At 72.9% G+C, this 24429-nt stretch carries 23 protein-coding genes; 7 read left to right on the forward strand and 16 right to left on the reverse strand.

Translation table 11 applies throughout. The features are described 5' to 3' along the window. The first annotated feature begins 16 nt into the window (after positions 1-16). Together MRBLMI1_RS06335 and MRBLMI1_RS06340 are read left to right on the forward strand one after the other, a co-directional pair. Positions 17-1051, forward strand: a complete 1035-nt coding sequence (locus MRBLMI1_RS06335; protein ID WP_367728429.1) for an agmatine deiminase family protein — start codon at positions 17-19, stop codon at positions 1049-1051. After that, positions 1048-2751, forward strand: a complete 1704-nt coding sequence (locus tag MRBLMI1_RS06340; RefSeq protein ID WP_367728431.1) for an amidase — start codon at positions 1048-1050, stop codon at positions 2749-2751. The genes MRBLMI1_RS06335 and MRBLMI1_RS06340 overlap by 4 nt, the downstream gene beginning before the upstream one ends. 25 nt (positions 2752-2776) lie before the next feature. Here MRBLMI1_RS06340 and MRBLMI1_RS06345 read toward each other — a convergent pair whose 3' ends face one another. The 16 genes from MRBLMI1_RS06345 to MRBLMI1_RS06420 form a co-directional block, all read right to left on the reverse strand. After that, complete coding sequence (locus MRBLMI1_RS06345; RefSeq protein WP_367728433.1) at positions 2777-3142, reverse strand: hypothetical protein; 366 nt, start codon at positions 3140-3142, stop codon at positions 2777-2779. Continuing rightward, positions 3132-7232 (reverse strand): type VII secretion protein EccCa, encoded by a 4101-nt coding sequence (gene eccCa, locus MRBLMI1_RS06350; protein ID WP_367728447.1) that lies wholly within the window; start codon positions 7230-7232, stop codon positions 3132-3134. Before eccCa ends, MRBLMI1_RS06345 begins: the two co-directional genes overlap by 11 nt. Beyond that, positions 7229-8104 carry a hypothetical protein gene (locus tag MRBLMI1_RS06355; protein WP_367728451.1) on the reverse strand — a complete coding sequence of 292 codons (876 nt, stop codon included), beginning with the start codon at positions 8102-8104 and terminating at the stop codon, positions 7229-7231. The genes eccCa and MRBLMI1_RS06355 overlap by 4 nt, the downstream gene beginning before the upstream one ends. A 23-nt stretch (positions 8105-8127) precedes the next feature. Further along, on the reverse strand, positions 8128-9477 hold the full coding sequence (locus MRBLMI1_RS06360) for an EsaB/YukD family protein (RefSeq protein WP_367728453.1): 1350 nt from the start codon (positions 9475-9477) through the stop codon (positions 8128-8130). Further along, on the reverse strand, positions 9474-9731 hold the full coding sequence (locus tag MRBLMI1_RS06365; RefSeq protein ID WP_367728454.1) for a hypothetical protein: 258 nt from the start codon (positions 9729-9731) through the stop codon (positions 9474-9476). The genes MRBLMI1_RS06360 and MRBLMI1_RS06365 overlap by 4 nt, the downstream gene beginning before the upstream one ends. Then, complete coding sequence (locus MRBLMI1_RS06370) at positions 9731-10804, reverse strand: DUF6177 family protein (protein ID WP_367728456.1); 1074 nt, start codon at positions 10802-10804, stop codon at positions 9731-9733. Before MRBLMI1_RS06370 ends, MRBLMI1_RS06365 begins: the two co-directional genes overlap by 1 nt. 46 nt (positions 10805-10850) lie before the next feature. After that, positions 10851-11624, reverse strand: coding sequence for an FHA domain-containing protein (locus tag MRBLMI1_RS06375; RefSeq protein ID WP_367728458.1), 774 nt, complete (start codon positions 11622-11624; stop codon positions 10851-10853). 139 nt (positions 11625-11763) lie between these two features. Next, positions 11764-12711 carry a hypothetical protein gene (locus MRBLMI1_RS06380; protein WP_367728460.1) on the reverse strand — a complete coding sequence of 316 codons (948 nt, stop codon included), beginning with the start codon at positions 12709-12711 and terminating at the stop codon, positions 11764-11766. Between the two features lie 79 nt (positions 12712-12790). Next, positions 12791-13648, reverse strand: coding sequence for a hypothetical protein (locus MRBLMI1_RS06385; protein ID WP_367728462.1), 858 nt, complete (start codon positions 13646-13648; stop codon positions 12791-12793). A 5-nt stretch (positions 13649-13653) separates the two neighbouring features. Continuing rightward, positions 13654-14139: a hypothetical protein gene (locus tag MRBLMI1_RS06390; RefSeq protein WP_367728464.1), complete on the reverse strand. Its 486-nt coding sequence runs from the start codon at positions 14137-14139 to the stop codon at positions 13654-13656. Further along, positions 14136-16760: a hypothetical protein gene (locus MRBLMI1_RS06395; RefSeq protein ID WP_367728465.1), complete on the reverse strand. Its 2625-nt coding sequence runs from the start codon at positions 16758-16760 to the stop codon at positions 14136-14138. Before MRBLMI1_RS06395 ends, MRBLMI1_RS06390 begins: the two co-directional genes overlap by 4 nt. Beyond that, complete coding sequence (locus tag MRBLMI1_RS06400; RefSeq protein ID WP_367728468.1) at positions 16760-17104, reverse strand: DUF6507 family protein; 345 nt, start codon at positions 17102-17104, stop codon at positions 16760-16762. The genes MRBLMI1_RS06395 and MRBLMI1_RS06400 overlap by 1 nt, the downstream gene beginning before the upstream one ends. A 103-nt stretch (positions 17105-17207) precedes the next feature. After that, positions 17208-17519 carry a pore-forming ESAT-6 family protein gene (locus MRBLMI1_RS06405; protein WP_367728472.1) on the reverse strand — a complete coding sequence of 104 codons (312 nt, stop codon included), beginning with the start codon at positions 17517-17519 and terminating at the stop codon, positions 17208-17210. 20 nt (positions 17520-17539) lie between these two features. Continuing rightward, positions 17540-17860 carry a hypothetical protein gene (locus tag MRBLMI1_RS06410; RefSeq protein ID WP_367728473.1) on the reverse strand — a complete coding sequence of 107 codons (321 nt, stop codon included), beginning with the start codon at positions 17858-17860 and terminating at the stop codon, positions 17540-17542. A gap of 133 nt (positions 17861-17993) precedes the next feature. Next, positions 17994-18569 (reverse strand): HhH-GPD-type base excision DNA repair protein, encoded by a 576-nt coding sequence (locus MRBLMI1_RS06415; protein ID WP_367728475.1) that lies wholly within the window; start codon positions 18567-18569, stop codon positions 17994-17996. 496 nt (positions 18570-19065) lie between these two features. After that, complete coding sequence (locus MRBLMI1_RS06420; protein WP_367728487.1) at positions 19066-20391, reverse strand: glutamyl-tRNA reductase; 1326 nt, start codon at positions 20389-20391, stop codon at positions 19066-19068. 111 nt (positions 20392-20502) lie between these two features. Between MRBLMI1_RS06420 and hemE the strand changes: the two genes are divergently transcribed. The 5 genes from hemE to MRBLMI1_RS06445 all read left to right on the forward strand — a co-directional run bounded on the left by hemE (position 20503) and on the right by MRBLMI1_RS06445 (position 24323). Next, positions 20503-21540, forward strand: a complete 1038-nt coding sequence (hemE, locus tag MRBLMI1_RS06425; protein WP_367728489.1) for a uroporphyrinogen decarboxylase — start codon at positions 20503-20505, stop codon at positions 21538-21540. After that, positions 21537-23084 (forward strand): protoporphyrinogen oxidase, encoded by a 1548-nt coding sequence (gene hemG / locus MRBLMI1_RS06430; protein ID WP_367728493.1) that lies wholly within the window; start codon positions 21537-21539, stop codon positions 23082-23084. The genes hemE and hemG overlap by 4 nt, the downstream gene beginning before the upstream one ends. A gap of 155 nt (positions 23085-23239) precedes the next feature. After that, positions 23240-23641, forward strand: a complete 402-nt coding sequence (locus MRBLMI1_RS06435; RefSeq protein WP_367728494.1) for a hypothetical protein — start codon at positions 23240-23242, stop codon at positions 23639-23641. A gap of 3 nt (positions 23642-23644) precedes the next feature. Continuing rightward, positions 23645-24055: a phage holin family protein gene (locus tag MRBLMI1_RS06440; RefSeq protein WP_367728504.1), complete on the forward strand. Its 411-nt coding sequence runs from the start codon at positions 23645-23647 to the stop codon at positions 24053-24055. Next, the gene (locus tag MRBLMI1_RS06445) at positions 24045-24323 is read left to right on the forward strand and encodes a hypothetical protein (RefSeq protein ID WP_367728506.1); all 279 of its coding nucleotides are present in this window, start codon (positions 24045-24047) and stop codon (positions 24321-24323) included. Before MRBLMI1_RS06440 ends, MRBLMI1_RS06445 begins: the two co-directional genes overlap by 11 nt. Positions 24324-24429 lie beyond the last annotated feature (106 nt).

The raw sequence follows: 24429 nt of genomic DNA on the forward strand, positions 1-24429 counted from the left end.
GAAGGAACAGAGAGACATGACCTGGCGAATGCCGTCCGAGACGGCTCCCCATTCCCGCACGTGGATGGCCTTCCCCTGCGAGGGCCCCACCCTCGGCGAGACCGACGCGGAACGCGAGGCCGGCTACGCCGCGTGGACCGCCGTCGCGCACGCGGTCGCCGAGTTCGAGCCCGTGACGATGGTGGTCGACCCGAGCGAGACCGCACGCGCCCGGCGCATGCTCTCCGGGACGATCGAGGTCGTGGAGGCGCCCGTCGACGAGTTCTGGATGCGCGACGTCGGACCCACCTTCGTCCTCGACGCCGCGCGTCCGGGCGTCCTCGGTGCGGTCGACTGGACCTTCAACGGCTGGGGCGACCACGACTGGGCGCAGTGGGAGAAGTCGGCCGGACTCGGCCGCATCGTCGCCGACCTCGCCGGCGCGGAGCTCGTGCCCTCCGCCCTGGTGAACGAGGGAGGCGGCATCCATGTCGACGGGGAGGGCACGGTGCTGCTGACCGAGACCGTCCAGCTGGACCCGCGACGGAACCCCGGCGCGACCCGGGCGCAGGTCGAGGCCGAGATGGCGCGCACGATCGGAGCGACGCACGCCGTGTGGCTGCCGCGCGGGCTCACCCGGGACTACGGCGACTTCGGCACGAGCGGGCACGTCGACATCGTCGCCACGATCCCGTCGCCGGGGGTCGTCCTGCTCCATGATCAGCAGGACCGCGACCACCCCGACCACCTCGTCTCGCGCGAGCTCCGCACGTTCCTGGAAGGACAGGTGGATGCCGCCGGCCGACCGTTCCGCGTGCGTGACCTGCCCGCGCCGGCCACCCTGCGCGACGCCGAGGGCGACGTCGACTGGAGCTACGTCAACCACCTCGTCGTGAACGGCGGGGTCGTCGCGTGCGGGTTCGGCGAGGACGCCGCCGACCGGCGGGCACGGGAGGTCCTCGCGGACGTCTACCCCGGACGACGGGTCGTGAGCGTCGATGCCCGGGAGCTTTTCGCCCGCGGCGGCGGCATCCACTGCATCACCCAGCAGCAGCCGGAGGTGGCGTCGTGATCGATGTGGTCGAGGCATCCATCGCCGACCTCTCCGCCGCGCTCGCGGCCGGCCGGACCACCGCCGTCGAGCTCGTCGAGGCGCACCTCGCCCGCATCGACGCGTACGACGGCCCCGACACGGACACGCGGCTGAACTCCGTGGTCGTCCGCAACCCGGCGGCGCTCGCCGAGGCGGCCGCGTCGGACGCACGCCGGGCCGCGGGGGAGGCGCGGGGGCCGCTCGACGGCATCCCGTACACCGCCAAGGACAGCTACCTCGTCGAGGGGCTGACCGCCGCCGCCGGCAGTCCCGCCTTCGCCGACCTCGTCGCGCAGCGCGACGCCTTCACCATCGAACGGCTGCGGGCCGCTGGGGCGATCTGCCTCGGCCTGACCAACATGCCGCCGATGGCGAACGGCGGCATGCAGCGCGGACTCTACGGGCGCGCCGAGAGCCCGTACAACGCGGACTACCTGACGTCCGCGTTCGCGTCGGGCTCGTCCAACGGCTCGGGGACCGCGACCGCGGCCTCGTTCGGCGTCTTCGGGCTGGCGGAGGAGACCTGGTCCAGCGGACGCGCCCCCGCCTCCTGCAACGCCCTCTGCGCCTACACCCCCTCGCGCGGGGTCATCTCCGTCCGCGGGAACTGGCCCCTGGTCCCAACGATGGACGTCGTCGTGCCGCACACCCGCTCCATGGCGGACATGCTGGCGGTGCTCGACGTCATCGTCGCCGACGACCCCGACACCCGGGGCGACTTCTGGCGCGTGCAGCCCTGGATCGCGATCCCGGACGCCTCGACCGTGCGGCCGAAGTCGTTCGCCGCGCTGACCGCCTCGGCGTCGCTCGAGGGTGTGCGTCTCGGCATCCCGCGCATGTTCCTCGGGACCGATGACGAGGCCGGGACGGGCCCCGCCGGAGTGGGCGGGCCGACCGGACGGCGCATCGAGCCGCGTCCCTCCGTGCTCGCGCTGTGGCGCAGCGCGCGGGAGGCGCTCGAGGCCGCGGGGGCGACGGTGGTCGAGACCGACTTCCCGCTCGTCAGCAACTACGAGGCCGACCGGCCGGGCGCCCCGACCATCGCGACGCGCGGCCTCGTCAGCCCCGCGTTCCTGCGGCGCGAGATCGTCGACCTCTCGGCGTGGGCGTGGGACGACTTCCTGCGAGCCAACGGCGACCCGGCCGTCCCGGACCTCACCAGCGTCGATGGCGCGGCGATCTTCCCGCACCCGGCGGGGGCTCTGCCCGACCGCTACGACGGGTTCGACGATGACATCGCCGAGTACCCGGAGCACGTCCGGCGGCATCCGGTGGCCGCGATGACCGACATCCCGCACCTCGCGGACGGGCTCGCCGGCCTCGAGGAGACCCGGCGACGGGACCTCGAGCAGTGGATGGACGAGCAGGGCCTGGATGCCGTCGTCTTCCCCGCCATGACCGACATCGGCCCCGCGGACGCCGACGTGAACCCGGCCTCCGCCGACATCGCCTGGCGGAACGGCGTCTGGGTCGCCACCGGCAATCTCGCCATCCGGCACTGCGGCGTCCCGACCGTCACCGTCCCGATGGGGACGCTGCCCGACATCGGCATGCCGGTCGGACTGACCTTCGCCGGTCGCGCCTACGACGACGCGCGGCTCCTCGCCCTCGCCGCGGCGTTCGAGGCGACGGGGCCGCGGCGCACTCCTCCGCCGCGGACGCCGCGCCTGCCCGGCTGAGCGGCGGCGCGCGGCATCGCGCAGATCAGGCCTGGTGGACGACCCGCCCGGCGCGCTCGGCGGCCGCGGCCTCCAGCAGGCGGATGCCGATCACGCCCTCCGGCTCCCAGGGGCTCACGGCCTCGGTGCTCCATCGCGTCGCGTCGCGGTCGACGTCGGTGAGACCGTAGACGCGCGCCAGCTCGGTGGGGGACGGGGTGAGGCGAGGGCGCAGCACCGTCAGCACGACCCGATCGAGCAGGAGCACCTGCGCGGCAGCCCCGTCGTCGAGAGGCCGGATCTCGACCGGTGTCTCTGCCAGCTCCTCGACTGTCAGAACGGTCGAGACGGCGCGGGCGAGCGCGTCGATGTCGAGCGGGTCGCGGGTGAAAGCGATGCTGCTACGGGGCACGGTTCGCTCCTCGTCGACGGAGGAGCGGCTTCTGCTCCCCGTCCGTCTGCGATGGTGTGGGCGAGGTCGCGGGACGCGCGTCCTCACCGTCGGGGGAAGCGGTCGCGACGGGAACGGCATCCGGGATCTCCGTCACGACGTCGGATGCCGCGGAGCCGGGGCGTGCCGCGGTCGCGACGGGAACGGCATCCGGGATCTCCGCGACGAAGTCGGCGACCTGGACGAGCGTCGGGCGCTCGCCGCGGCGGGCCAGGCGTCCGCGACCCGCGATCATCGGCTCGGCGTACAACTTGGGCAGGAGGGCGCCCTCGGAGCGATCGCCGGACATGATGAGGGTCGTCCCGCCGGTGTCGCGGATGCCCTGCAGGGCGACGTCGAACATCGCGCGCGATGCGCCGGCGACCGGCCGGCTCACGACGACGTTCAGCCGCAGGTCGCGGGCGGAGGCGAGGTACGGCAGGAGGGGGCGGAGGGGTTCCTGGCCGCCCGCGGCGAGGATGTCGAAGTCGTCGGCGATCACGAGGATGCGCGGACCGGCGCCGCGATCGCCCTGACGCTTCTCGAGCTCGACGGCGATGGACTCGGCCAGCAGACGGGCCTGCCGACCGGACGAGGCGTGTCCGCCGAGATATGCGTCCGGGATCTCGGCCGCCAGCTCGCCGCGCGCATCCATCAGGGCGATGACGAGCTCCTCCGCCGAGTGCCGGTCGATCGCGCCCTGGACGATGCCGCGGAGGGTCGTGGTCTTGCCGCAGCGACTGTCGCCGAGGACGAGGAGGTGCGGATCGCGCGACGCGAGGTCGAGGGCGACCGGCTGCATGGTGTCCTGGCGGAGGCCCAACGGGACGGCATCCGGCTCGTCGATCGCGTCGGGGAGCTCGGCGGGCGACAGCACCTCCGGCAGCAGCCGGATGGGGGCTGCGCCCTGGCCGCCCCAGCGCGCGGCGCTCTCGCGGGCCAGGCGTTCCAGGGCCTCGCCGGTGTCGCCGTCGTCGACCTCTTCGAGGAGGGGGAGCGCGATCTGCGCGAACAGCTTCTCGTCGGTGAGGACGCGGCCGGGCTCGTCGGCGCGCAGAGTCGTCGACAGCTTCCGGGCGATCTGCGAGTCCGCGGGGTCGTTGAGCTTCAGCTCGAGCCGCGTGCCGATGAGCCCCTGGAGGTTCATGCGCAGCTCGTTCCACCGGGACAAGGCGACGACGACATGGATGCCGAAGCTGCCGCCGCGTTCGAGCAGCTGCGCGAGAGGCGCCTCGAGGTCCTCGAAGTCCTGGCGGAGGGCACCGAGCCCGTCGACCAGCAGCACGACGTCGGCGCTGGGCAGGTCGGGCAGTCGTCCGTCGGCGTGCTGACGACGCATGTCCGCCAAGGAGTCGAGGCCGTGGTCGCGGAACACCCGTTCGCGCACCGCCAGCATGCCGGTCAGCTCTTCGAGGAGGCGGCCGAGCCGCTCCCGGTTGCCGCGGGTCGCCACGCCGCCGACATGCGGGAAGGGCTCGATCCGGGCGAGGCCGCCTCCGGTGAGGTCCATGCCGTAGATGCTCACCTGGCGGGGCGAGTGCGTGAACGACAGGGAGGCGGCGAGCGTGCGCAGGAACATCGACCGCCCGGACTGCGGGGCGCCGGTGATCGACACGTGCCCGCCGGAGCGGGTGAGGTCGAGCATCCACGGCGACTGGGTCTGCCGCGACGGGTCGTCGAGGAGACCCATCGGCGCGCGCAGCGTGCCGGCGCCGTCCGCCTGGGGGAGGATGCCGCCGAGTGTGAGCACCGGCGGCAGGGGCGGCAGCCACACGGGGCGGGTGCGCGCGACGCCGCGCGCGAGGCGCGAGGTCGCGGCGTTCACGAGGGTCCGTCCGGTGGTCGGCGTCTCGGGTTCGACCTCGACCGGCTCCTCGACCTCGACGTCGCTCTCGGGGAGGTCGTAGTCCGGCACGAGCAGGACCGGCGGGGCGTCGTCGTGACGCGGGCCGGACTCGATCGGGTCGGGCACCGGTCCCGAGACGTACCCGGCGCGGAAGCGCGTGTAGACCGACGTGTCGACCTTCAGGTACCCGAAGCCCGGGATGGCCGGCAGGTGGAAGGCATCCGGGGTGTCCAGCACGACCGCGGACTCCGACTCGGAGAACGTGCGCAGACCGATCCGGTACGACAGGTAGGTGTCGAGTCCGCGGAGGCGTCCGCCTTCGATCCGCTGGCTCGACAGCAGCAGGTGCACCCCGATGGAGCGGCCGATGCGCCCGATGGTCAGCAGCAGCTCGACGAAGTCGGGCTCGGCCGTGAGCAGCTCGCCGAACTCGTCGATCACCAGGAAGAGGTGCGGCAGGGCGGGCAGGTCGGGACGCTCCCGGCGCATCTGGCGGTAGTGGCCGATGGATGCCGCGTTCCCGGCGTCCTTGAGCAGTCGCTGCCGACGCACGACCTCGCCCTGGATGCTCGCACGGGCGCGCTCCGTGAGCTGCGGGTCGTCGGCGAGGTTGTCGATGATGCCGGCGACGTGGGGCAGCCGGGCGAAGGGCGCGAAGGCCGCGCCGCCCTTGTAGTCGACGAGGATCATGCTGAGGTCGTCGGGGGCGTGGGTGAGCGCGAGGCCGAGGATGAGCGTTCGCAGCAGCTCGCTCTTGCCGGAGCCGGTGGCTCCGATGCAGATCCCGTGCGGGCCCATGCCGAGCTGCGCCGACTCCTTGAGGTCGAGGAGCACCGGCCCGCCGTGGTCGTCCACGCCGATCGGCACGCGCAGGAACTCCGCGGCACCGCGGGGGCGCCAGGCGGTCGTGGTGTCGATGGCATCCACGTCTCCGACGCCGAGCAGCTGCGTGACGTCGGGGGCGAGGGCGGTGCCGGCGTCCTCGGCGGAGGTCCGCGTGAGTCGCAGCCCCGCGAGCGGTCGGGCCACGATTTCGAGGGCGGACGGGGTGAGCGCGTCGATCCGGATGCCGCCGACCGCGGCCTCGCCCGAGCCCGGGGTCTCGACGGTGGCGACCCCGTCCGTCACGCTGACGCGCACGGCGACGGTGGTGGGCTCCTTGAGCCGGTCGTCGACGAGGTGGACGACGGTCACGCCGAGGGCGGTGAGGTCGAGGGCCGCATCGAGACGGGGGACGGCGGATGCCGCTCCGTCGGCCTCGTCCACGAAGACGACGAGACGCCCGGGCTTGGTGCGGCGGCCCGCGCGGCGCGACGCGGCGGCGGTGGCGACCCGGTCGCGCAGCTCGTCGCGCAGCAGCGAGAGCAGCTCGGCCAGGGTCGGGGCGACGCGGCGTGCCGCGACGGCGCCGGAGGGAGGGGTGGCGCGGGAGACGTGCGGGAGCAGGTCGAGACCGCGCCAGTCGTCGCGCTGGGCGGGTGCGACGGCGGCGGCGATGTGCACGTCGTCGGGGGAGTGGAACGCGGCGATCTGCGCGACCAGGGTCCGCGCGACGCGCAGCGTGTCCTCCCGCGCACCGACCAGCGAGACCTGCCCGCCGCGTTCGAGGTCGACGATGCCCGGCATCCCTTGCGACACCCCGGCGAGACGCACCATGCGCTCGGCGGACTCCCTCATCACGGGGTCGAAGGGCTGTACCGGGTTCTGCTCCGGCGGCAGGGTGACGTCGACGGCGCGGAGGTCCCCCGTGCCGATCCGCAGACGCAGGAAGTCGGGGTCGCCCGGGCGCCGTTCCCACCGGCGGGCGGGATCGGCCGTGATCTCGACCAGGGTTCCCGGGGCGGGGTGAAGGGTGAGGGCGGCGTCGCGCTGCGACTCGGCGGTCCGGCGGACGCTCTCGCGCGTCTCCTCCAGGTAGTCGAGGTAGCGCTCGCGCTGCACGCGCCGCTGCCGAGCCGCGTTCCCGCGCTGGGTGAAGGCCATGCCGAGGCCGCCCACGAGCGCGACCACGAGGATGACGGCGCCGACGACGACCATGATCGGGTTGTTCCGGAGCAGCACGATCATCGTGATGGACGACAGGCTGCCGACGATGGGCAGCAGCGACTGCAGCGGAAAGCCGGTGGCGCCCTCGCCGATCGGCGGCGGCGGGGCGAGGATCACCTCGGGAGCGGGTTCGACCGCCTCGCTGATGCGGGCGGGCCGGTGGACGATCCGGACGGTCATGCGGTCCTCTCGTCGATCGGGGCGGCGTCGGCGCCCGGGGCCCCAATGCGCCCGTCGCCGTGGGCGGATGGACCGCCGGCCGTGCGGCGTCCGGCATCGGCGGGTCGTGCGGCGGCGCCGCCGGCCGCGACCACGGCCGCGGCCAGTTCCACGAGCGCCAGGTTGGTGACCGACCGTCGCGGACGTCCGCCCGAGGCGAGGCCCGGGTCGAAGGGCACGGCGACGACCGGGTGCGCGTCGGTGGCGGAGAAGGCGCGGGCCACGCCGGCGCCGTCCCGCGCGTGGTCGACCAGGGCCAGGACGACCGCCGGCGACTCGGGGAGCCCCGTCAGGGCGTCGACGACGGAGCGGGCGTGCTCGGCGGGCGAGCGACGTCCGTCGGCCACCAGGCAGACGACGTCGCACAGCGCCGCGCAGGCGGCGAGATCGACCACCGGGTGCCGAGCGCCGAAGTCGGTGACGGCGACGTCGAAGAACCGCGCGATCGGGGCGGCCTCGGCCAGCCAGGCGCCGACGGCGTCGTCCACGTCCCGTGGCCGCAGCCCGACGACGCCGTCGCGGAGCTCGAGTCCGCTCAGCGCCTCCGCGGTGGTTCGGGCGGATGCCCGCGTCTCGTCGGGTGCCGCCGTCGCTGCGCCGACGCGCGCCGCAAGGCCGTCGTCGCCGGACGAGACGTCGACGGCGAGGACCGGTTCGCTGCGGCGGGCGGCGACCGCGCGCACCAGCTGATGCGCGACCGTGCTGGTGCCCGCCCCCGGGGAGAGCGAGACCACGCCGACCCGTCGCGTGGTCGACAGGCCGCCGCGGATCGCGTCGTCCCACGCGGTCAGCTCCCGACGACCGCCGGCTCCGCTGCCGAAGAGGGCGGTCATGACCGCTCGCAGATCCGGCACGGTCAGGAGCCCCCGCCGAACATGCCGAGCAGGTCCGCGTAGACGCCGAGGGCCCCCACCAGGAGCGGGATGAGGGACACGACGGCGAGCGTCTCGACGATGTTCCCCAGTCCGCGCAGCCGCGCCCGCACGTGGGGGCGCGGCGAGACGAGCACCATCGTGGCGACCAGGCCCGCGAGCACGACCGCCGCCGCGGCGCCGATCCACCCCAGTCCGCCCGACAGCAGCACCGACAGGCCGGCGGCGGCGACGGCGGCGGCCGCGGCCCACAGCAGCCAGCCGTGCGAGCGCAACGGGAAGGCACGCGTCCGCAAGGCGGCCACGACGAAGAGTGCGAGGGCCAGCAACTCCGTCCAGATCTCGCCGGACAGCGCCAGGACCACGCCGGTCGCAGCCAGCACGGTGGCCACGGCGGCGACGCTCCACGTCAACGCCGCATACGCCTCGTCGATCGCGGCGAAGGCGCGGGGACGGGCTGGCGGCTCGCCGTCGGCGGCGCGCTGGTCGAGATCGGTGAGCCCCGCCGACGACAGCGCGATCCAGGGCAGCGGACCGGTCGCGAACGCGGCCACGACGCCCGTCACGGCCGCTGCGGCCGTGGCATCCACTCCCGCCAGGAGGAGCGTGAGGAGCAGGCTTGACAGGACGGCCCCGAGCGCCGCCCCGGAGGCGGCCCCGCGACGGCGCTGCGCGACACCGACGCCGAGCAGCGCGACAGTCGATCCGGTCGCCAGCGCCGCGGCCACGCCCGCGAGCACCGTCGACTCGACGGGGAGGCCGACGGATGCCATAGCTGCCACCGTCGCGCCGCCGATGGGCAGCGCCAGTCCGGCCGCCGCCGCGGCGATGCACGTCGACAGGCGGCGGAGACCGCCGAGGCCGACCCCCGTGGCGATGACGGCGAGGAGGAGGGACAGGCCGAGCAGGGCGAACGCGGCGAGCGTGGGCGACGTCCAAGGGGACAGCGCCCCCGCGACGGCGAACGCCGCGGCAATGCCCGTTCCTCCGGCGGCCATCCGCGCCCGCTCGTCCCAGCGGTCGGGGCGTGCGTCGTGGGCGTCGGCGGCGGCGTCGGTGACGTCGATCACGACGGGGGGCGGGGGTGCGGCGTCGAGGCGCACGAGACGGACGAGGGTGCCGTCGGTGAGGTCGAGCTGCTGCGGCGAGAGGGCGATGTCGATCTGCTCGCCGTCCGGGGCGACGACCGCGATCGGACGGGCCACCGTGCCGGCGGTCTCGCCGAGCAGGTCCAGGAGACGGGGCAGGGCCGCGCCGACCGGCTCGCCACTGGGGACGACGACCTCGGCTCGGCGCGCGGAGCCCGCGACGGTCAGACGGGTGTAGATGCTCACGGGTTCACGGCTCCGGTGGGGGTCTGGATCGACGAGCTCTCCTGCGCGCGCTCGGTCAGCAGCTGCGACACGAACGAGACGCCGACGCACGCGGCGCAGGCCACGGCGGCGACCACGATGGATCCCATCAGGCGCTTCATGTGGTCGTTGACGGTGCGGCGCTCGCCGATGTGCCCGTACACGAGCGCGGCGCCGAGCCGCATGCGCTGGATCTTGGCCTGCTCGATGAGCACGGTGTCGCGCTGGTCGGGCATCAACGGCTCCTTTCCGGGGCCTGCAGGAGCGCGCGCACATGCGGCGCGAGGTTCAGGAGGTCGGCGAGTCGGGCGGGATCGAGGGTGGCGAGGACGTCCTCCAGGCGCGTCCAGCCACCGCCGTCGACCGACCCGAGCGGAAGCAGCACGCCGGGGAGGCGGGGGCTGCCGACGACGGTGCCGCCGACCTCGCCGATCCACCGCTTGGGGTCGACGCCGAGGGCGCGCACGCCGGCGGGACCGACGAGCAGGGCGAGCGGTTCGGGCTGCGGCGTCGCGGTGGCCCGCCGCGCCAGATCGGGCGCGCCGATGGCCGCGAACGCGACGCCGATGAGCGGCAGGCCGATGGTCCCCGCGCGCGCGAGCATCTCGCGGGCCTCGGCGGTGGCGGTCGCCCCCGCGTCCCGTCCGACGCCCGGGACCGCGGCCCACACCCGCGTCGTCTCCTCCAGGCCTTCGCTCGTGCGTCCGACCTGGATCGTGGACACGACCGGCCGGTCGCCGCCGCCGACGGCGATCCAGTGGCTGTCGAGGGGGACGCGCCGGCGCGAGCGCTCCGTGAAATCGCCGCGGTCCCAGGGGGCCAGCAGCGGCTCGAGGGCTCCCCAGGCGGCGGGCTCGGTGCCGGTGAAGAGGTCGACGGCGGCCTCGGCGACGCCGCCGAGACGGACGGGCCGCGACACCCGGTGACGGGTGGACACCGTCGCGACGACCTGCAGTGCGGATGCCACCTGCGCCCGGACGAAGAGCGGATGGATGCCGTCGGCGTTCGCCGCGCCGGCCGTCAGGGCCTCCGCGGGGGCGGACAGGCGCGCGCCGCTGCGCGCGTCGTAGAAGCCGTCGTCGCGGGTACGGACGACCCAATGCCCGCGGACGGCGGACAGCACCTGCGCCATCGGCTGCGTCATGCGGGAGAACTCGGTGGAGACGACGATCGGACGGAGGCCCTGCGTCGCGGTCTTGTGGAGGAAGTCGCTCATCCCGGTGGTCAGCGCGATCACCTGCGCGCGCGTCTCCGTTCCGGCCCAGCCCGGGCCCGCGGCGTCGAGGTACGGGTGCGTGACGGTGCTCATGCGGCATCCCTTCTCGTCCGACGCGCCCGCGGGGGCGTTCCGCCGCTCACGCGGCGTCCCGGATGGTCAGGACGCGGTCGCCGACCTCGATGACCACGTCGGTGGGAACGGGGGTGCGCTGGTGCGGGAGGAGAGGGGTGGGAGCTCCGGCGCCGCGGACGAAGGTGCCGTTCGTGGAGCCCAGGTCGGTGACCCAGACCTGGTGCCCGTCCCACTCCAGCCGCACGTGGGACTTCGACATCGTCCGGGACATGTCGGCCCAGCGGTAGACGTCGGCGGGAGCGTCCGCCGGGGCGGACGGATCGCGGCCCAGGATGAGGGCGGTGGTCAGCGTGAGACGTTCGCCCGAGTCGAGAAGGATCCCCGGGGCGGTCGAACGCGCTGCCGAGCTCGTGGTGCGGCCGAGCGCGGAGTCGGGGAAGCGGAACGCCGAGACGGCGGGGGCGAAGGGATCGCGCGCACGCCGCAGATCGCACAGCACGAGGCCGCCGGTGAACAGCGCGACGAGAGCGGCGGATCCGGCGGCGACGCCGTTCGAGCGACGCACGACGCGCGCGTTGACGGTCGCGGTGCCGAGGGTGCGGCCGGTGCGGCCGAGGAGCCAGACCGCGACGGCGAGCAGGACGACGGCGAGCGCGATGAGGGCCCAGCCTGCGGAGGGGAGCCCGCCGGCGACGACGACGATGCCGGCGACGAGCAGCGCGAGCGGCATGACGACGTCGAGCGCGACAGCGCCCGCGATCTGTCCGGCGCCCGCGCGTGCGGTGAACACCAGCGGATCGACGTCGGCCAGCCGCGGTGCCTCCTGCGTACTCGTCATCGGCTCTCCTCGCCCCTCAACCCTCCAACCCTATGCACCTCGCTGCGGGCGCGCGGATCGGTTCGGTGCCTTGTGTGGACAACTCGCGTCCCGGCAGAATTCGCGAGTGAGGTTGCATCTCGTCGGTGGGGCCGGCTGATCAGCGTCGATGGAGCGGGACGTAGGTGCGTGCGGCGACCATTGCGATCACATCGCCCGCGGCATCCGCGGAGATCTCCTCGAGGTCGGCGTCCAGGGGGAATCGGACGGCGCGATCGAGCACGCCCCGCGAATCGCGGACCCACGCGTCGACGTCCGCGAGGTATTCGTCGGTCGGGCCCGTGGCATCCGTTCGCCGTCGGAACAGGCGGACGGGGACGAGCCGCCCGTCGACGAGGTGCTCACGGATGAAATAGCGGACGGAGAGGGATGCCGCGGCCCCCCTCTCGCGTCCCTGCTGGTGGCTCCGCCAGCCGGTGACGCGGTTCGCCGCGCGCAGACGTGAGAGGAAGTGCTCGAGGGCAGCCTCTTCCGAGGCGAACTCGCGACGCCCGACCGGGGTGGCACGCTCATCCGTCGCGAAGACGGCCCACTCGTCCGGCGTGCGGGCGATCGCGACCACGTCTGCCTGATTCGTCGCGTCTTCGAACCATCGGTAGCCGTGCAGCCCCTCGCGTCGGATGGCTTCGAGGACACCCTCGCGCGTCGTTGGCGCTCCGTGCAGGAGACTCGTCTGCAGGCTCTTCACATCCTCGTCGGCGAGGGAGCTGAACTTGGCTGCCTCGATATCGCTGGCGAAGAAGCGCCTCGGACCAGGGGTTCCTCGCGACAGGATGAATCCCGCGTCCGGGGCCCGCTCAAGCAGGAAACCCTCCGCGGGAACCGCCACTCCGTCCCCATCGATGGCGAGGGGGCGGCGAAGAGCCGGCAGGCGATGAGCTGTCCGGATGTCATTGGCGAGCAGGCACACGAGGTACCGGACGACGTCGTCGGAAGTCTCGGCCCGGAATACCGTGCCCCTATCCTGGTCGCGCCACTGCTTGTGGACCTGCCATCCCGCTTCCGTTGCCCGGATCTGGAGGGTCAACTCGTCTGCGCGCAGGATCACGCCCCCATGTGTGGGCGTGGCGCAGATGAGCTCCGGTGCGAGATCCGCGACGGCGAGGATGTGGATAGGGCCTGCGTCTCTAGGCCGTCGTTCGGACGAGTTCCTCACCCCGCACATCCGTGACGTCCTCCAGGCGTGCCGTGGTTTCGTACACCCCCGCGTCGACGCGCTCCAGCCCTGCGTCGTCCGCTGAGGGGGCGTCTCGACCGATGTAGACGAGACGCGCGACCGTTCCGGTGCCGTCGTTCCACCGTCGAGCGACCTGGAAGCGCAGGCCGTTCAGCGTAGCCGTGAGGCGGAGTGCGTGGACGTCCTCGATCTCCTCGGCCTCCACGACGTGGGCCCAGAGCCCGCGTTCGGTGGCCTTACCTCCGTCGAACGGTCTGAAGGACGCGAGTACGACGCGGTCGTTCTCCAACTCGTCCGCGAGGAAGGAGACCCCTTTCCATCGAGAGAAGGTTCCGCAGACGTCTGACGGCAATGCTCGCCCCTGACCCGGTTGCCACCCCGACGCGACGTTCGCGTAGGCCGAGAGGAACTCTTCGCGTCCGTCCGTATGGATGCGCCACAGTTCGGAGCCGGCGGGTACCCTCGTCGGCTCCACCCACCACAGCGGGACCAGCCCCTTCGTCGTCGGGGAGAATCCGGTACCGGTGAATGGGGGAAGGCCCACGAACCCCTCGCCACCCCCGTCGACGGCGCCCGTGGCAGGCACGAAAGTCAGTGTCGCGCGGGGGTGAAAACGCAGCACGTCGACGAAAGGCTCACCAGCGAAGAGCGGATCATCGGCGGCGTAGCCGTGCGCCTCGAGAACCTCAGAGGAAGTGCGCGCCCAGGACACGTCGACGTGCCGCGCAACGAACCCGCAGAGGAACTCGTCGCCCTGCGTCCAGAGTCGACGTCGCGCTGGGCTCACGACCTTCTCGAAGATGTCCATGCTTCTCATCTTGGCGTGGACTCCGAGTCAGCCGACGTCGAGCCTGCGAGAGGGATGACCTTCTCGCGGTAATCCTCGATCTCGGGGACAGGAACCCGCAATGAGACCCCGCCGTACAGAGAACGGGGGTCGTGCACCGCGGCTCCGGGAATCGCGGCGATGGCATCGAATTCCGGGCCGTTGTCGTAATAGAGCATGGCGAAGGAGCCGAGCTGGTCTCGAGGAACAGGACTCCACACCGCGGTCTCATCGCTCTTCGAAATCGAAACCAGAGGAATCCAGTGACCCTGGTAGAGACCCTCTGACTCCACTCGCTCGACCGCGAGGACATCCCACGGGGGGATCTCTCGCTGACCCGGACCCTCATGGTCGTAGACGACGAACCGCGACGGGATCGTCCCCGGCTTGATGCGGTACGTCGATACGAACCACCCGTCCGTCGTCTCGATCCAGGTACCGGTGCTGCGGAGGTCACCATGGTCCTCGTTCACACCGGCACCCATCCGTTCTCGGTCAATACGACGAAGGGGATCTCCTCCCCTGATGCCGTGATCCGGTAGATCTCTGTACCGAGCTCGAGGTCGATCCGGCCCGGGAGATGGTACTCAGGGATGATCTGGATACCGCCGTCGCCCACGAAGCCATGTCCGAGGAACGGGTTGGAGGGTCCGAGGGGATCCATGCGCTGCGGACGGTAGTACGGCTGACCCGAAGAGTCGAAGAGGTACCCCGCCAAGGCGCCGGCATCGGCTGACGGTACCCGCAGGTCAGCACCCTCGGGGAGGGTGAACCGCACGGCGTAGGTCTCACCGATCGGCGCCGTGAACTGATCGGGAACCGTTCGTCCGGGGCCATAGTCGAGTCCGAAACCGCGAGCGATCTCCTCCGGCGTTGTCAGCCGCGCCGCGTCGGATGCGCGAGCGACGAAACCGCCCACCGTGTCCTCCGGCCCGTACTTGTGCTGCAGCAGGTTGTCCACGTCCGTCTGGCCGAGGATCTTCTGCATGACCTCGCCGGGCTGGGGCATCGGGATGCTCTCCCGGACGTCGAGAACGACGCGCGCTTCCTCGGGCGTGAGGGATTCCAAGGGCCTCTCGTGAATGAGGTGATGGAACTCGTCGGGCGACAGGCCGTGACGAGCTGCGGCCGATTCGATCGCCGATTCTGCGCTCGGGGACTGGATGACCTGGTCGTGCGACATCCGCGGCTCGAAGGAGTCGCCGTCAGGCAGACGAGTCGGGTCGTTCGTGGGAGGCCCACCGCCGTCGTCGCTGCGCCCGCCGCCCGTGGCGCCGTCGTCGCCGCGGCCCACGCCGCCGCCCGTGGTGCCGTCGGAGCCGTTGTGCCCGCCGGCATGGCTGCTGCCTCCACCGGTCTCGGTGGAGGGTTCGCGGACGACCGTCGACTCGCCTGAGCCGCTCGTCTCCGTCCGCACGGGAGCGTCTTCGACGATCGAGTTCCCGACTGCCGGACCGGTCTCGCCGCGGACGCCGCCGGCCGTGACGAGCTCCGGCTCGCGCACTGGAGCGGACATGCCGCCGTCGGCGCGCACCGGGACGTCACCGCCGCGGACGGTGTCGAACGAGCCCGCGGGCATCTCGATCCGGCCGGAGGGGATCTCCGCGGTCGGCGGGAACTCGTAGACCGGGATGCCGTCTTCCACGCGCGCGGTGACGGTTCCGAGATCGACGCCCGCGTCGTCCAGTGCGCGCAGCGCCGAGGTCGCGTCGTCCGCGATGAACGGCGTGTCCGGGGTGTTCAGGTGGAAGCCGTCGGTGGCGTTCGAGCCCAGGCGTCCGATGAGGCCGTCCAGGCTGTGCAGACCGGCCCCGCCGAGGCGCATCGCTCCGTTCATCGCGAGCGCGGCCGGGTCGACGAAGTCGACGACCTTCGCCATCTTCGAGACGACGGATGCCGCCGTCGAGGCGGTCTTCACACCGGCGACGGCCGCGCCGCCCACAGGGATGAGGGCCGTGCCGATGTTGAACACGGACTCGCCGAGGGCGGTGCCGGGGTCGTCCTGCCACTTGTCCCAGGCGATGAGCGCCTTGCCGGTGTTGAGGGCGGCCTCGTCGGCCTTCGCCTTGAAGTCGCGGACCTCCTGGGGGAGGAATCCGCCCATCCCGGTGGCCTCCATCGCGGCGTCGCTCGCGAAGAGCGGGCCCAGCAGGGGCGAGTTGGCGACGCCCGAGAACGCAATGAGGCCCAGGTTCCCCCATGCGGCACCGTAGGCGTCGCCGGAGAAGAACTCGCCCGTCTCGGGGTTGTAGCCGAGTACGAGGGTGCCGAGGCCGGTGATCGTGCCCCAGACGCCGCCGACGGCGATGCCCTCCCAGAGGAAGTCCTTGAACACGAACTTCGCGGTCGCCTCGCCGCAGCCCTCGGTGCGCTCGACCTCGGCGCCCCACGGCATCTCGGTGCCCTCGGGGATCTCGGCGATGCCGTAACCGAGGGCGTCGTCCTCGGACTGCGCCGCGCGGAGCGCGGCACCGCCGAAGAGCGCGCGGATGCGGTTCGCGCAGGCGCGCTCGGCCTCCCACAGCTTCACCTGCTGGGCGTTGACCGCGGCCAGCAGCTCGTTGTTGCGGTCGACGTGCTCCTGCGACTCGTGCCACTCCTTCGTGACCGTGCGGTACTTGTCGGGGGTCGCGGGAGCGGACGTCGTCGACGACCCCCACGAACCCTGATACGTCGGCATGGCGGTCGCGCCGCCGTAGGGCGACTGCGCCGCCGTCCAGGCCGGGTTGATCTCGCGGACCTGCACGCCGCCCTGGATGGAGTCGACGAAGGTCTGCGCCTCGACGCGCAGGGAGTCGAGCTCCGCCTTGATCGGGCGCACGTCGGCGGCGAAGGCGATCAGCGCCGCGGACACCTCGGAGAGGTTGTCGCCCACCTGGGTGGCCTGTGCGCTGACGGGCGCCATGAGCCCCAGCAGTGTCGGCGATTCGGGCGCCTCGTAGACGCCGGCCATGCCCTGCCAGGCGAAGTGGACGTTGGACCCGTGGTCGGCGACCTGACCGGAGATGGTCCCGATCGTGCGGGCGTTCTCGTCGATGACGTCCGGCAGGATGTCGGCACCGGGGATCTTGTCGGGATCGATGGGGCTGGGCATCACTGCATCCCGTGGGGGAGGGCGGGCGGGTAGACGGCGGCGATCGCGGCCGTCTCGGCGTTGGCGGCCATCTCCATGTCGCCTGCGATGTAGGCCTCGGTCGCGCTGACGACGCCCTGAGCGGCCGCGCCGATCCGGGCGCTCATGCCCTGGATGCGCGGTGCCTCCTCCTGCTCGAAGTAGGTCTGCACCGCCTCGGAGATGGCTCCGGACTGCGTCGCCGTCACGGCCCCCTCGAGCGCCGGACTGAGCGCGTTGAGCGCCGCACCGAGCGCCTCGGCGTCAACGTTCACCGTCTGCAGCACCGACACGACGCCGGACGGCTGTATCCGCCAGCTGGTCATCGCCCCCACCCTTTCGAATCTCGCATTCGCCCGCGTCCCTCACCCCGGTCGCGGGCGCCGTCGATGCCGGGCGCATCCCGCGCCCGGCATCGTGCGGCGATGATCAGCCGATCGACTCCACGGCCGCGCGAGCCTTGCTCAGCGCGGTCTGGGCCGACTCGTCGTTCCGCTCGAGCGAGGAGCGCAGCGTCTGGATGATGCCCCGCACCTCGGCGGCGGCGTTCTTCCAGCGGGTCTCCTTGCCGCGGTAGTCCTCGGACACCCCGTCGGCGGAGTAGTCGGACATGGCGGCCTGCACGTCGCGATCGTGCTGGTCGATGAGCGCCTCCAGCTGGGCGGCGACGCGGTTGAAGTTGTCCTGCGCGTTCTGCGAGGCCGCGATTGAGTAGTCGCGACGATCTCCCTGATTCACCATGAGTCAGTCCCTTCCGATCCTCAACGGGCGCCGAAACGCGCGGCGTCGAATGCCGAGCCGGCCTCGAGGCCGGTGGTCTGGTCGACCATGGACGTCTCGCCCTCCTGGAACGAGCGGTCCATGCCGGAGATGCCGCCGAGCACGCCGTCGAGAGCCAGCTTGAGCTCGGACGAGATCGCGTCGGTGCGCGACTTGAACCGGTCGAATGCGGCGCGACCCGCGCCCTGGAACTGCCCCTCGAGCGGCTCGGCCGCCTCGAACAGCTGACGCACCAGCAGCGACAGCTCATCGCTCGACCCCGAGGTGGCCTTACCCAGCACACCCAGAGTGTCGGAACCCATTGCGAACTTCACGAGAGCCCACCCTTCATCCGTGAAAAAACCGTGCAACGAACTCTGACACCCTAACCAGCGCGGCCGACGGTCCCAAGAAAGATGAGAGAACTCTCCTTCTTCTGAGCCTGTGGAGGGCAGGTCAGCCCTTGGCCTCCTTGGCGGCGGCCTTGGCCGCGCGCTTGTGTTCCCGCACCTTCGTCAGCGTCTCCGGACTGGTGATGTCGGCGACGGAGCGGAAGGACCCCTCCTCGCCGTACGGGCCCGCCGCCTCGCGCCAGCCGTCGCCGTCGAAGCCGCACTGCTTGCCCAGCAGCGCGAGAAAGATCCTCGCCTTCTGGTCGCCGAAGCCCGGGAGGGCCTTCAGTCGCTTGAGCACCGTCGCGCCGTCGGGGTCGTCACGGGTCCAGAGGGCGGCGGCATCCCCGTCCCAGTCCTCCTCGATCGCCGCGCAGAGGGACTGAACCCGACCGGCCATCGACCCCGGGAACCGGTGCACCGCCGGGCTCTGCGAGAACGCGGCGGTGAACTCGTCGGCGTCGTAGTGCGCGATGGTCGCGGCGTCGACGGTGCCGATGCGCTCGCGGATCTTCAGCGGACCGGTGAACGCGGTCTCCATGGCGATCTGCTGGTCGAGGAGCATCCCGATCAGCAGGGCGAGCGGGTCGCGGGAGAGGAGCTCGTCGGCGGCGGGGTCGTCGGTGATGCGCAGGCTCATGCCTCCATTCTCGCGGGGAGCGGAGGAGATGTGGCGGAGGGAGGACAGGGATGCCACGGGGCGTCCTCTCGTCCCGTCATCTCCTCCCGCGGCCACCGGGCGGAGCCGTCGGGGAGCGGAGGAGATGCGGCGGAGGGAGGACGTGGATGCCACGGGTCGTCCTCCCGTCCCGACATCTCCTCCCGCCGCCACCGGGCGGAGCCGTCGGGGAGCGGAGGAGATGTGGCGGAGGGAGGACGTGGATGCCATGGGGCGTCCTCCCGTCCCGTGATCTCCTCCCGCGGCTACCAGATGGAGCCGTCGGGGAGCGGAGGAGATGTGGCGGAGGGAGGACGTGGATGCCACGGGTCGTCCTCCCGTCCCGTGATCTCCTCCCGCGGCCACCGGGCGGAGCCGTCGGGGAGCGGAGGAGATGTGGCGGAGGGAGGACGTGGATGCCATGGGGCGTCCTCCCGTCCCGTCATCTCCTCCCGCCGCCACCAGGCAGCGAGGTGCGTCAGCCCGCGTCGGCGATGTCGCGCACGACCTCGGGCGCGGAGACCTCGATGCCGAACAGCGCGGAGAGGGCGTCGACGTAGTCGTCGGCGCGACCGGCCTCGGCGAGCTCGTGCGCGCGCGTGGTCGGGGTGTGCAGGAGGACGCCGACGAGATGGCGCAGGGCCTGCTCGGTCTGGCCGCCCTCGTCGCCACGGGCACGGACGCGGGCGATCTCGGTGTCGAGGACGCCGAAGACGTGGGCGCGCAGCGCGACCACGGCGGGGGTGATGTTCTTGCGCTCGCCGACGGAGGCGAAGCGGCGCGCGGCGTCGCGGACGAGGTCGCGCGCGGCGTCGGTGGCCTGCAGCTCCTCGAGCGGGGCGTGCAGGCGGATGGTCTCGAGGTCGAGCAGGTCGACGCCCGGCACCGTGGCCACGTCCGGGTCGACATTGCGCGGCAGGCCGAGGTCGATGACCAGCCGGCTCGAGGTGTGGTCGGCGGGGCAGGACCCCGCCGCGCTCTCGACCGCCGTCTCGTACGCGCCGCGACCGGCGGCGTAGGTGGCGGCGCTGAGCACGTGGTGCTCGGCGGTCGTGCAGGTGATGACGAGGTCGGCCTGGACCACGGCAGCGGGGAAGGTCTCGGCCGAGACGGCCCGCAGACCGTGCTTCGCGGCGAACTTCGCGGCGCGTCCGGACGGGGAGTGCACGGAGATGTTCTCCGCTCCCTGGTCGCGCAGGGCGGCCACGGTCGCCGCGGCGTACGCGCCGGTGCCCACGAGCAGCACGCGCTGGGTCGACCAGTCCGCGATGCGGCTCGACGCGAGCTCGAGTCCGAGACGGACGAGCGAGCGCCCGGCGCGGCCGATCGCGGTGGAGTTCTTGACGCCGCGCTGCGCCTCCGACGCACGCTGGAACAGACGCTCCAGCTCCGCCGAGGTGGTGCCGAGCTGGCGCGACTCGGTCAGTGCGCGACGCACCTGACCGGCGATCTCGCCCTCGCCGACGACGACGGACTCGAGACCGGATGCCACCGAGAACAGGTGCTCGGCGACCTCGCCGCCGCCGAGGACGGTGTACGCCCCCTCCAGCTCGCTGGCGGGCACGCCGGTGGCGGCCTCGATCGCACTGAGTGTGGCCTCCACGCCGACGGCGACGGCCGCGGTGACCGGCTCGTCCATGTCGACGTAGGCCTCGAAGCGGTTGCAGGTCGCGACGACGACGGCACCCTGGACGCACTCGTCGTGCTCGGCGATGAGCGGGGCGATGGGTGCCGCGGGTACGCTGAGCCGCTCGAGGAGCTCGAAGGACGCGGTCTTGTGACTCGCGCTGACGCACAGCAGCACGTTCATATTCTACGCGCGGTGCCCGCGAGGTATTCCGGGAGCCTCGACATCGAGGCATCCATCCCCCTCCCGCCCCGCGTCGGCCGGTCGGTGAATGGGAGGATGGATGCCATGGCCTCTCCCGACGCTCCCCTTCTTCGTGCCCTCCGCGGCGACCGTCCTGAGCGTCAGCCGGTGTGGTTCATGCGGCAGGCCGGCCGCTCGCTCCCCGAGTACCGCGAGCTGCGCGTGGGCACCCGCATGCTCGACGCCTGCCTCACCCCCGACCTCGCCGCCGAGATCACGCTGCAGCCCATCCGCCGGCACGACGTCGACGCGGCCATCTTCTTCAGCGACATCGTCGTGCCCCTGCGCCTGGCCGGGGTGGGAGTGGAGATCGAGCCGGGACGCGGCCCCGTCTTCGCCGACCCCGTGCGCACCGCCGCCGACGTCGAGCGCGTGACGTCCATCGACCCCGCCGACGTGGCCGCGGCGGCCGAGCCGGTGCGCGAGGCCGTGCGGCTCGTGACGGCCGAGCTGGGCGGGCGCGTCCCGCTCATCGGCTTCGCCGGCGCCCCCTTCACCCTGGCGGCGTACCTCGTCGAGGGCGGGCCGTCGAAGGAGCACCTGCGGGCGCGCGGCATGATGCACGCCGACCCCGCGTCGTGGCACCGGCTGGCCGGGTGGCTGGCGAAGGTGTCGCGCGCGTTCCTCGACGCGCAGGTCGACGGCGGGGCGCAGGCCGTGCAGCTGTTCGATTCGTGGGCCGGGTCGCTGTCGCCGGCGACCTTCCGCGAGTTCATCGCGCCGCACTCCGTCGAGGCGCTCGATGGCATCGCCGTTCCGCGGATCCACTTCGGCGTCGGCACGGGCGCGTTCCTCGACGACATGCGTCTGGGCGGACTCGCCGACGCGGTCGGCGTGGACTGGCGGATGCCGCTGGACGAGGCCGCGGCAATCGTCGGCCCCGACGTCACCCTGCAGGGCAACATCGACCCCGCCCTGCTCGGCGCCCCCTGGCCCGTCCTCGCCGCCCACGTCGACGACGTGCTGGCCCGCGGGCGCGCCGCCCGGGCGCACATCCTCAACCTGGGTCACGGCGTCCCGCCGGACACCGACCCCGACGTCCTGACCCGCATCGTCGCCCGCGCCCACGGGGAGGACGCGTGAGCGATCCCCTCGAGCGGCTCGCGCGGCAGGCGCACGAGACGCACGTCGTCGTCGTCGGCGGCGGGATCGCGGGACTGGTCGCCGCCCTCGAGTGCGCGAAGGTCGGCCTGCGGGTGACCGTGCTGGAGGCGTCGCCGGTGTTCGGCGGGGTCCTCCGCTCGGCGGAGGTCGGCGGCATGACGCTCGACGTCGGCGCCGAGAGCTTCGCGACGCGCGGCGGCGTGGTGCGGAAGCTGCTCGCCGAGCTCGGCCTCGACGACGACATCGTCGCACCGAACCCCGCCGGCGCGTGGGTCGCCGGGCTGCCCGGCGGCGCGGCCGCGCCCCTGCCGAAGGGTGGGGTGCTCGGCATCCCGGCCAACCCGTTCGCCCCCGACGTCCGCCGGGTCATCGGGTGGGCCGGCGTGTGGCGGGCCTACGTCGACCGGGTGCGTCCTCCGCTGACGATCGGGCACGAGCACAGCCTCGGTCGCCTGGTGCGTTCGCGCATGGGGGCGCGGGTGCTCGACCGTCTCGTCGCCCCCGTGACGAGCGGGGTGTATTCCGCGCGGCCCGACGACATCGACGTCGATCTGGCCGCGCCGGGTCTGAACGCCGCTCTCACGCGTACGGGATCGCTGCAGGGCGCGGTGGCGGAGCTGCACGCGCGCCGTTCCGCCCCCCGCGCCGCCGATGCCCCCGCGTCCGACGTGCCCGTGTCGAGAAGCGGCGGCCCCGCGTCCGACGTGCCCGTGTCGAGAAGCGGCGGCCCCGCGCCGGGCGGGGCGGTCGAGGGCCTCGCCGGCGGGATGTCCCGTCTGTCCGACGGGCTCGTCGCCCGGCTGACCGAGCTCGGCGTCGACCTGCGGACCGACGTCCGCGCCGATCGCCTCGACCGGCTCGAGGACGGCTGGCGCGTCGCGACGTCCGAGGGCGAGGACGTCCACGCCGATGCCGTCGTCGTCGCCTTGCCCGAGGGGCCGGCCCGCGCGCTCCTCGCGCCCGTGGTCCCCGCCCTGTCGGGCGACGAGCCCGTGGCCCCGGTGGTGGAAGTGGTGACGCTGGTGGTGAAATCCCGCGACCTCGACGCCGCTCCTCGAGGCACGGGCGTGCTGACGGTCCCCGGCAGCCACGCGGCCAAGGCGCTCACGCATTCGACCGCGAAGTGGGACTGGGTCCGGGATGCCGCCGCCCCCGGCATCCATGTCGTCCGCGTGTCGTTCGGCGCCCAGGGCGAGGAGCCGGCCACCGCCGCCCTCGACGACGACGCGGCCGCACGGCTGGCGCTGTCCGAGGCGGAGAGGATGCTCGGCGTCCCGCTGCCGCCGACCGTGCTCTCGGCGTCGCACCGGGTCCGGTACGTCCAGTCGCAGCCCGCGGCCACGATCGGTCGCGCCGGGGAGGTCGCAGCGGCGCGCGGCGCGGTGCGCGCGGTCCCGGGCCTGGGGGCGACGGGGGCGTGGATCGCCGGGACCGGGCTCGCGCAGGTCGTCCCCGACGCCCGCGCGGAGGCCGACCGCATCCGCAGCGCCGTGCTCTGGCGCGGGCGGCCGCTCGCGGAGTGAGCGCCCGGTCGGAGCTCACGGCTTCGGCGCGGCAGGCCGTGGACGCGTGGAGCCCCTCCGTCAGAGTCCGGGCGATGTCAAGGGCGGATGCCGCGCCGGGAATACATCGCTACTGTGAGTCTCGACCAGCACTCGATCGAGCGTGAGGAGACCCCATGAGGGGCAAAGCAGCACTCGTCGTCGGACTCGTGGCGGGCTACGTGCTCGGAGCACGTGCAGGCCGCGAGCGGTACGAGCAGATCAAGGGCCAGGCCGAGAAGGTCTGGGACCAGCCCGCCGTCCAGGGTCAGGTCGAGAAGGTGAAGGCGTTCGGCGCCTCCGCGCTCAAGGCCGTTCCGGGCGTCGTCTGGAAGGGCGCCAAGTCCGTGACCGGCGCGGCCACCCAGCCGGGAACCGTGTCGGAGCGCGCGCAGCGCGCCGCCCGCGTCGCCAAGGACTCGGCCGCAGAGGTGGCCGACACCGTCGAGGACTCCGTCGAAGAGGCGGAGAAGGCCGAGAAGTCGGCGACCGCGCGTGCGAAGGCGGCCCAGGGCGGCTCCGACTCGTCCGGGAGCTGAGGCATGACCACTCCTCGCGGATTCCGCGACCGCTCGGACGACAGCCTGTTCACCCTGCTCGGGGACATCCCCGAGCTGGTGCGCAACCTCGTCGTCGCCGAGATCAACGGCGCGAAGGCGTGGGCGCAGCGCACCGCCAAGGACGCCGGGATCGGCGCCGGCTGGTTCGTGGGGGCGCTCATCGTCGTCTTCTGGGCCGTCCCGGTGTTCTTCGCCTTCGTCATCGCGGGGCTGTCGTCGTGGTGGCCGGTCTGGCTGTCGGCGCTCGTCGTCTTCGGTGTGATGATCCTCATCACCGCGGTCCTGGCGCTGCTCGGCATCCTGCGCTTCAAGCGCCTGTCGTCCCGCGAGAACCCCGGCAAGGCGATCTCCGAAGACGTCCGCATCATCAAGGAGGCCCGCGATGAGTATTGACCGTCCCGTCCCGGTGCCGAAGACCGCGGTGCCGCTCGGCATCAGCGACCCGGTCGAGCACGCCCGCGCGGAGCTCAAGGCCGCGTTGGCGGCCATCGAGGTCAAGGCCAACGTCCCGCGTCGCGCGAGCGACGCGCTGGACCGCGGCGTCGAGCGGGCGCGGCACTTCGCCCGCTCCAACCCGTCCGCCGCCGCGGCCGCTGTGGTCGGGGTCGCCGCGACCGTCGGCCTCGCCGTCTGGGGCATCGTCCGCGCCTACACGCGCTGATCGCGTCCGACGCCCGGCCCGTGCGGGGCCGGGCGTCGTCGCGTCCGCGAGTGCCCGACGCCCCGGGCGAACGCCCGCGCACCGCGTTTCGGGGCGGCAACCGCGT

Origin of the sequence: Microbacterium sp. LMI1-1-1.1, assembly GCF_040815675.1 — a bacterium.
Lineage (GTDB): Bacteria > Actinomycetota > Actinomycetes > Actinomycetales > Microbacteriaceae > Microbacterium.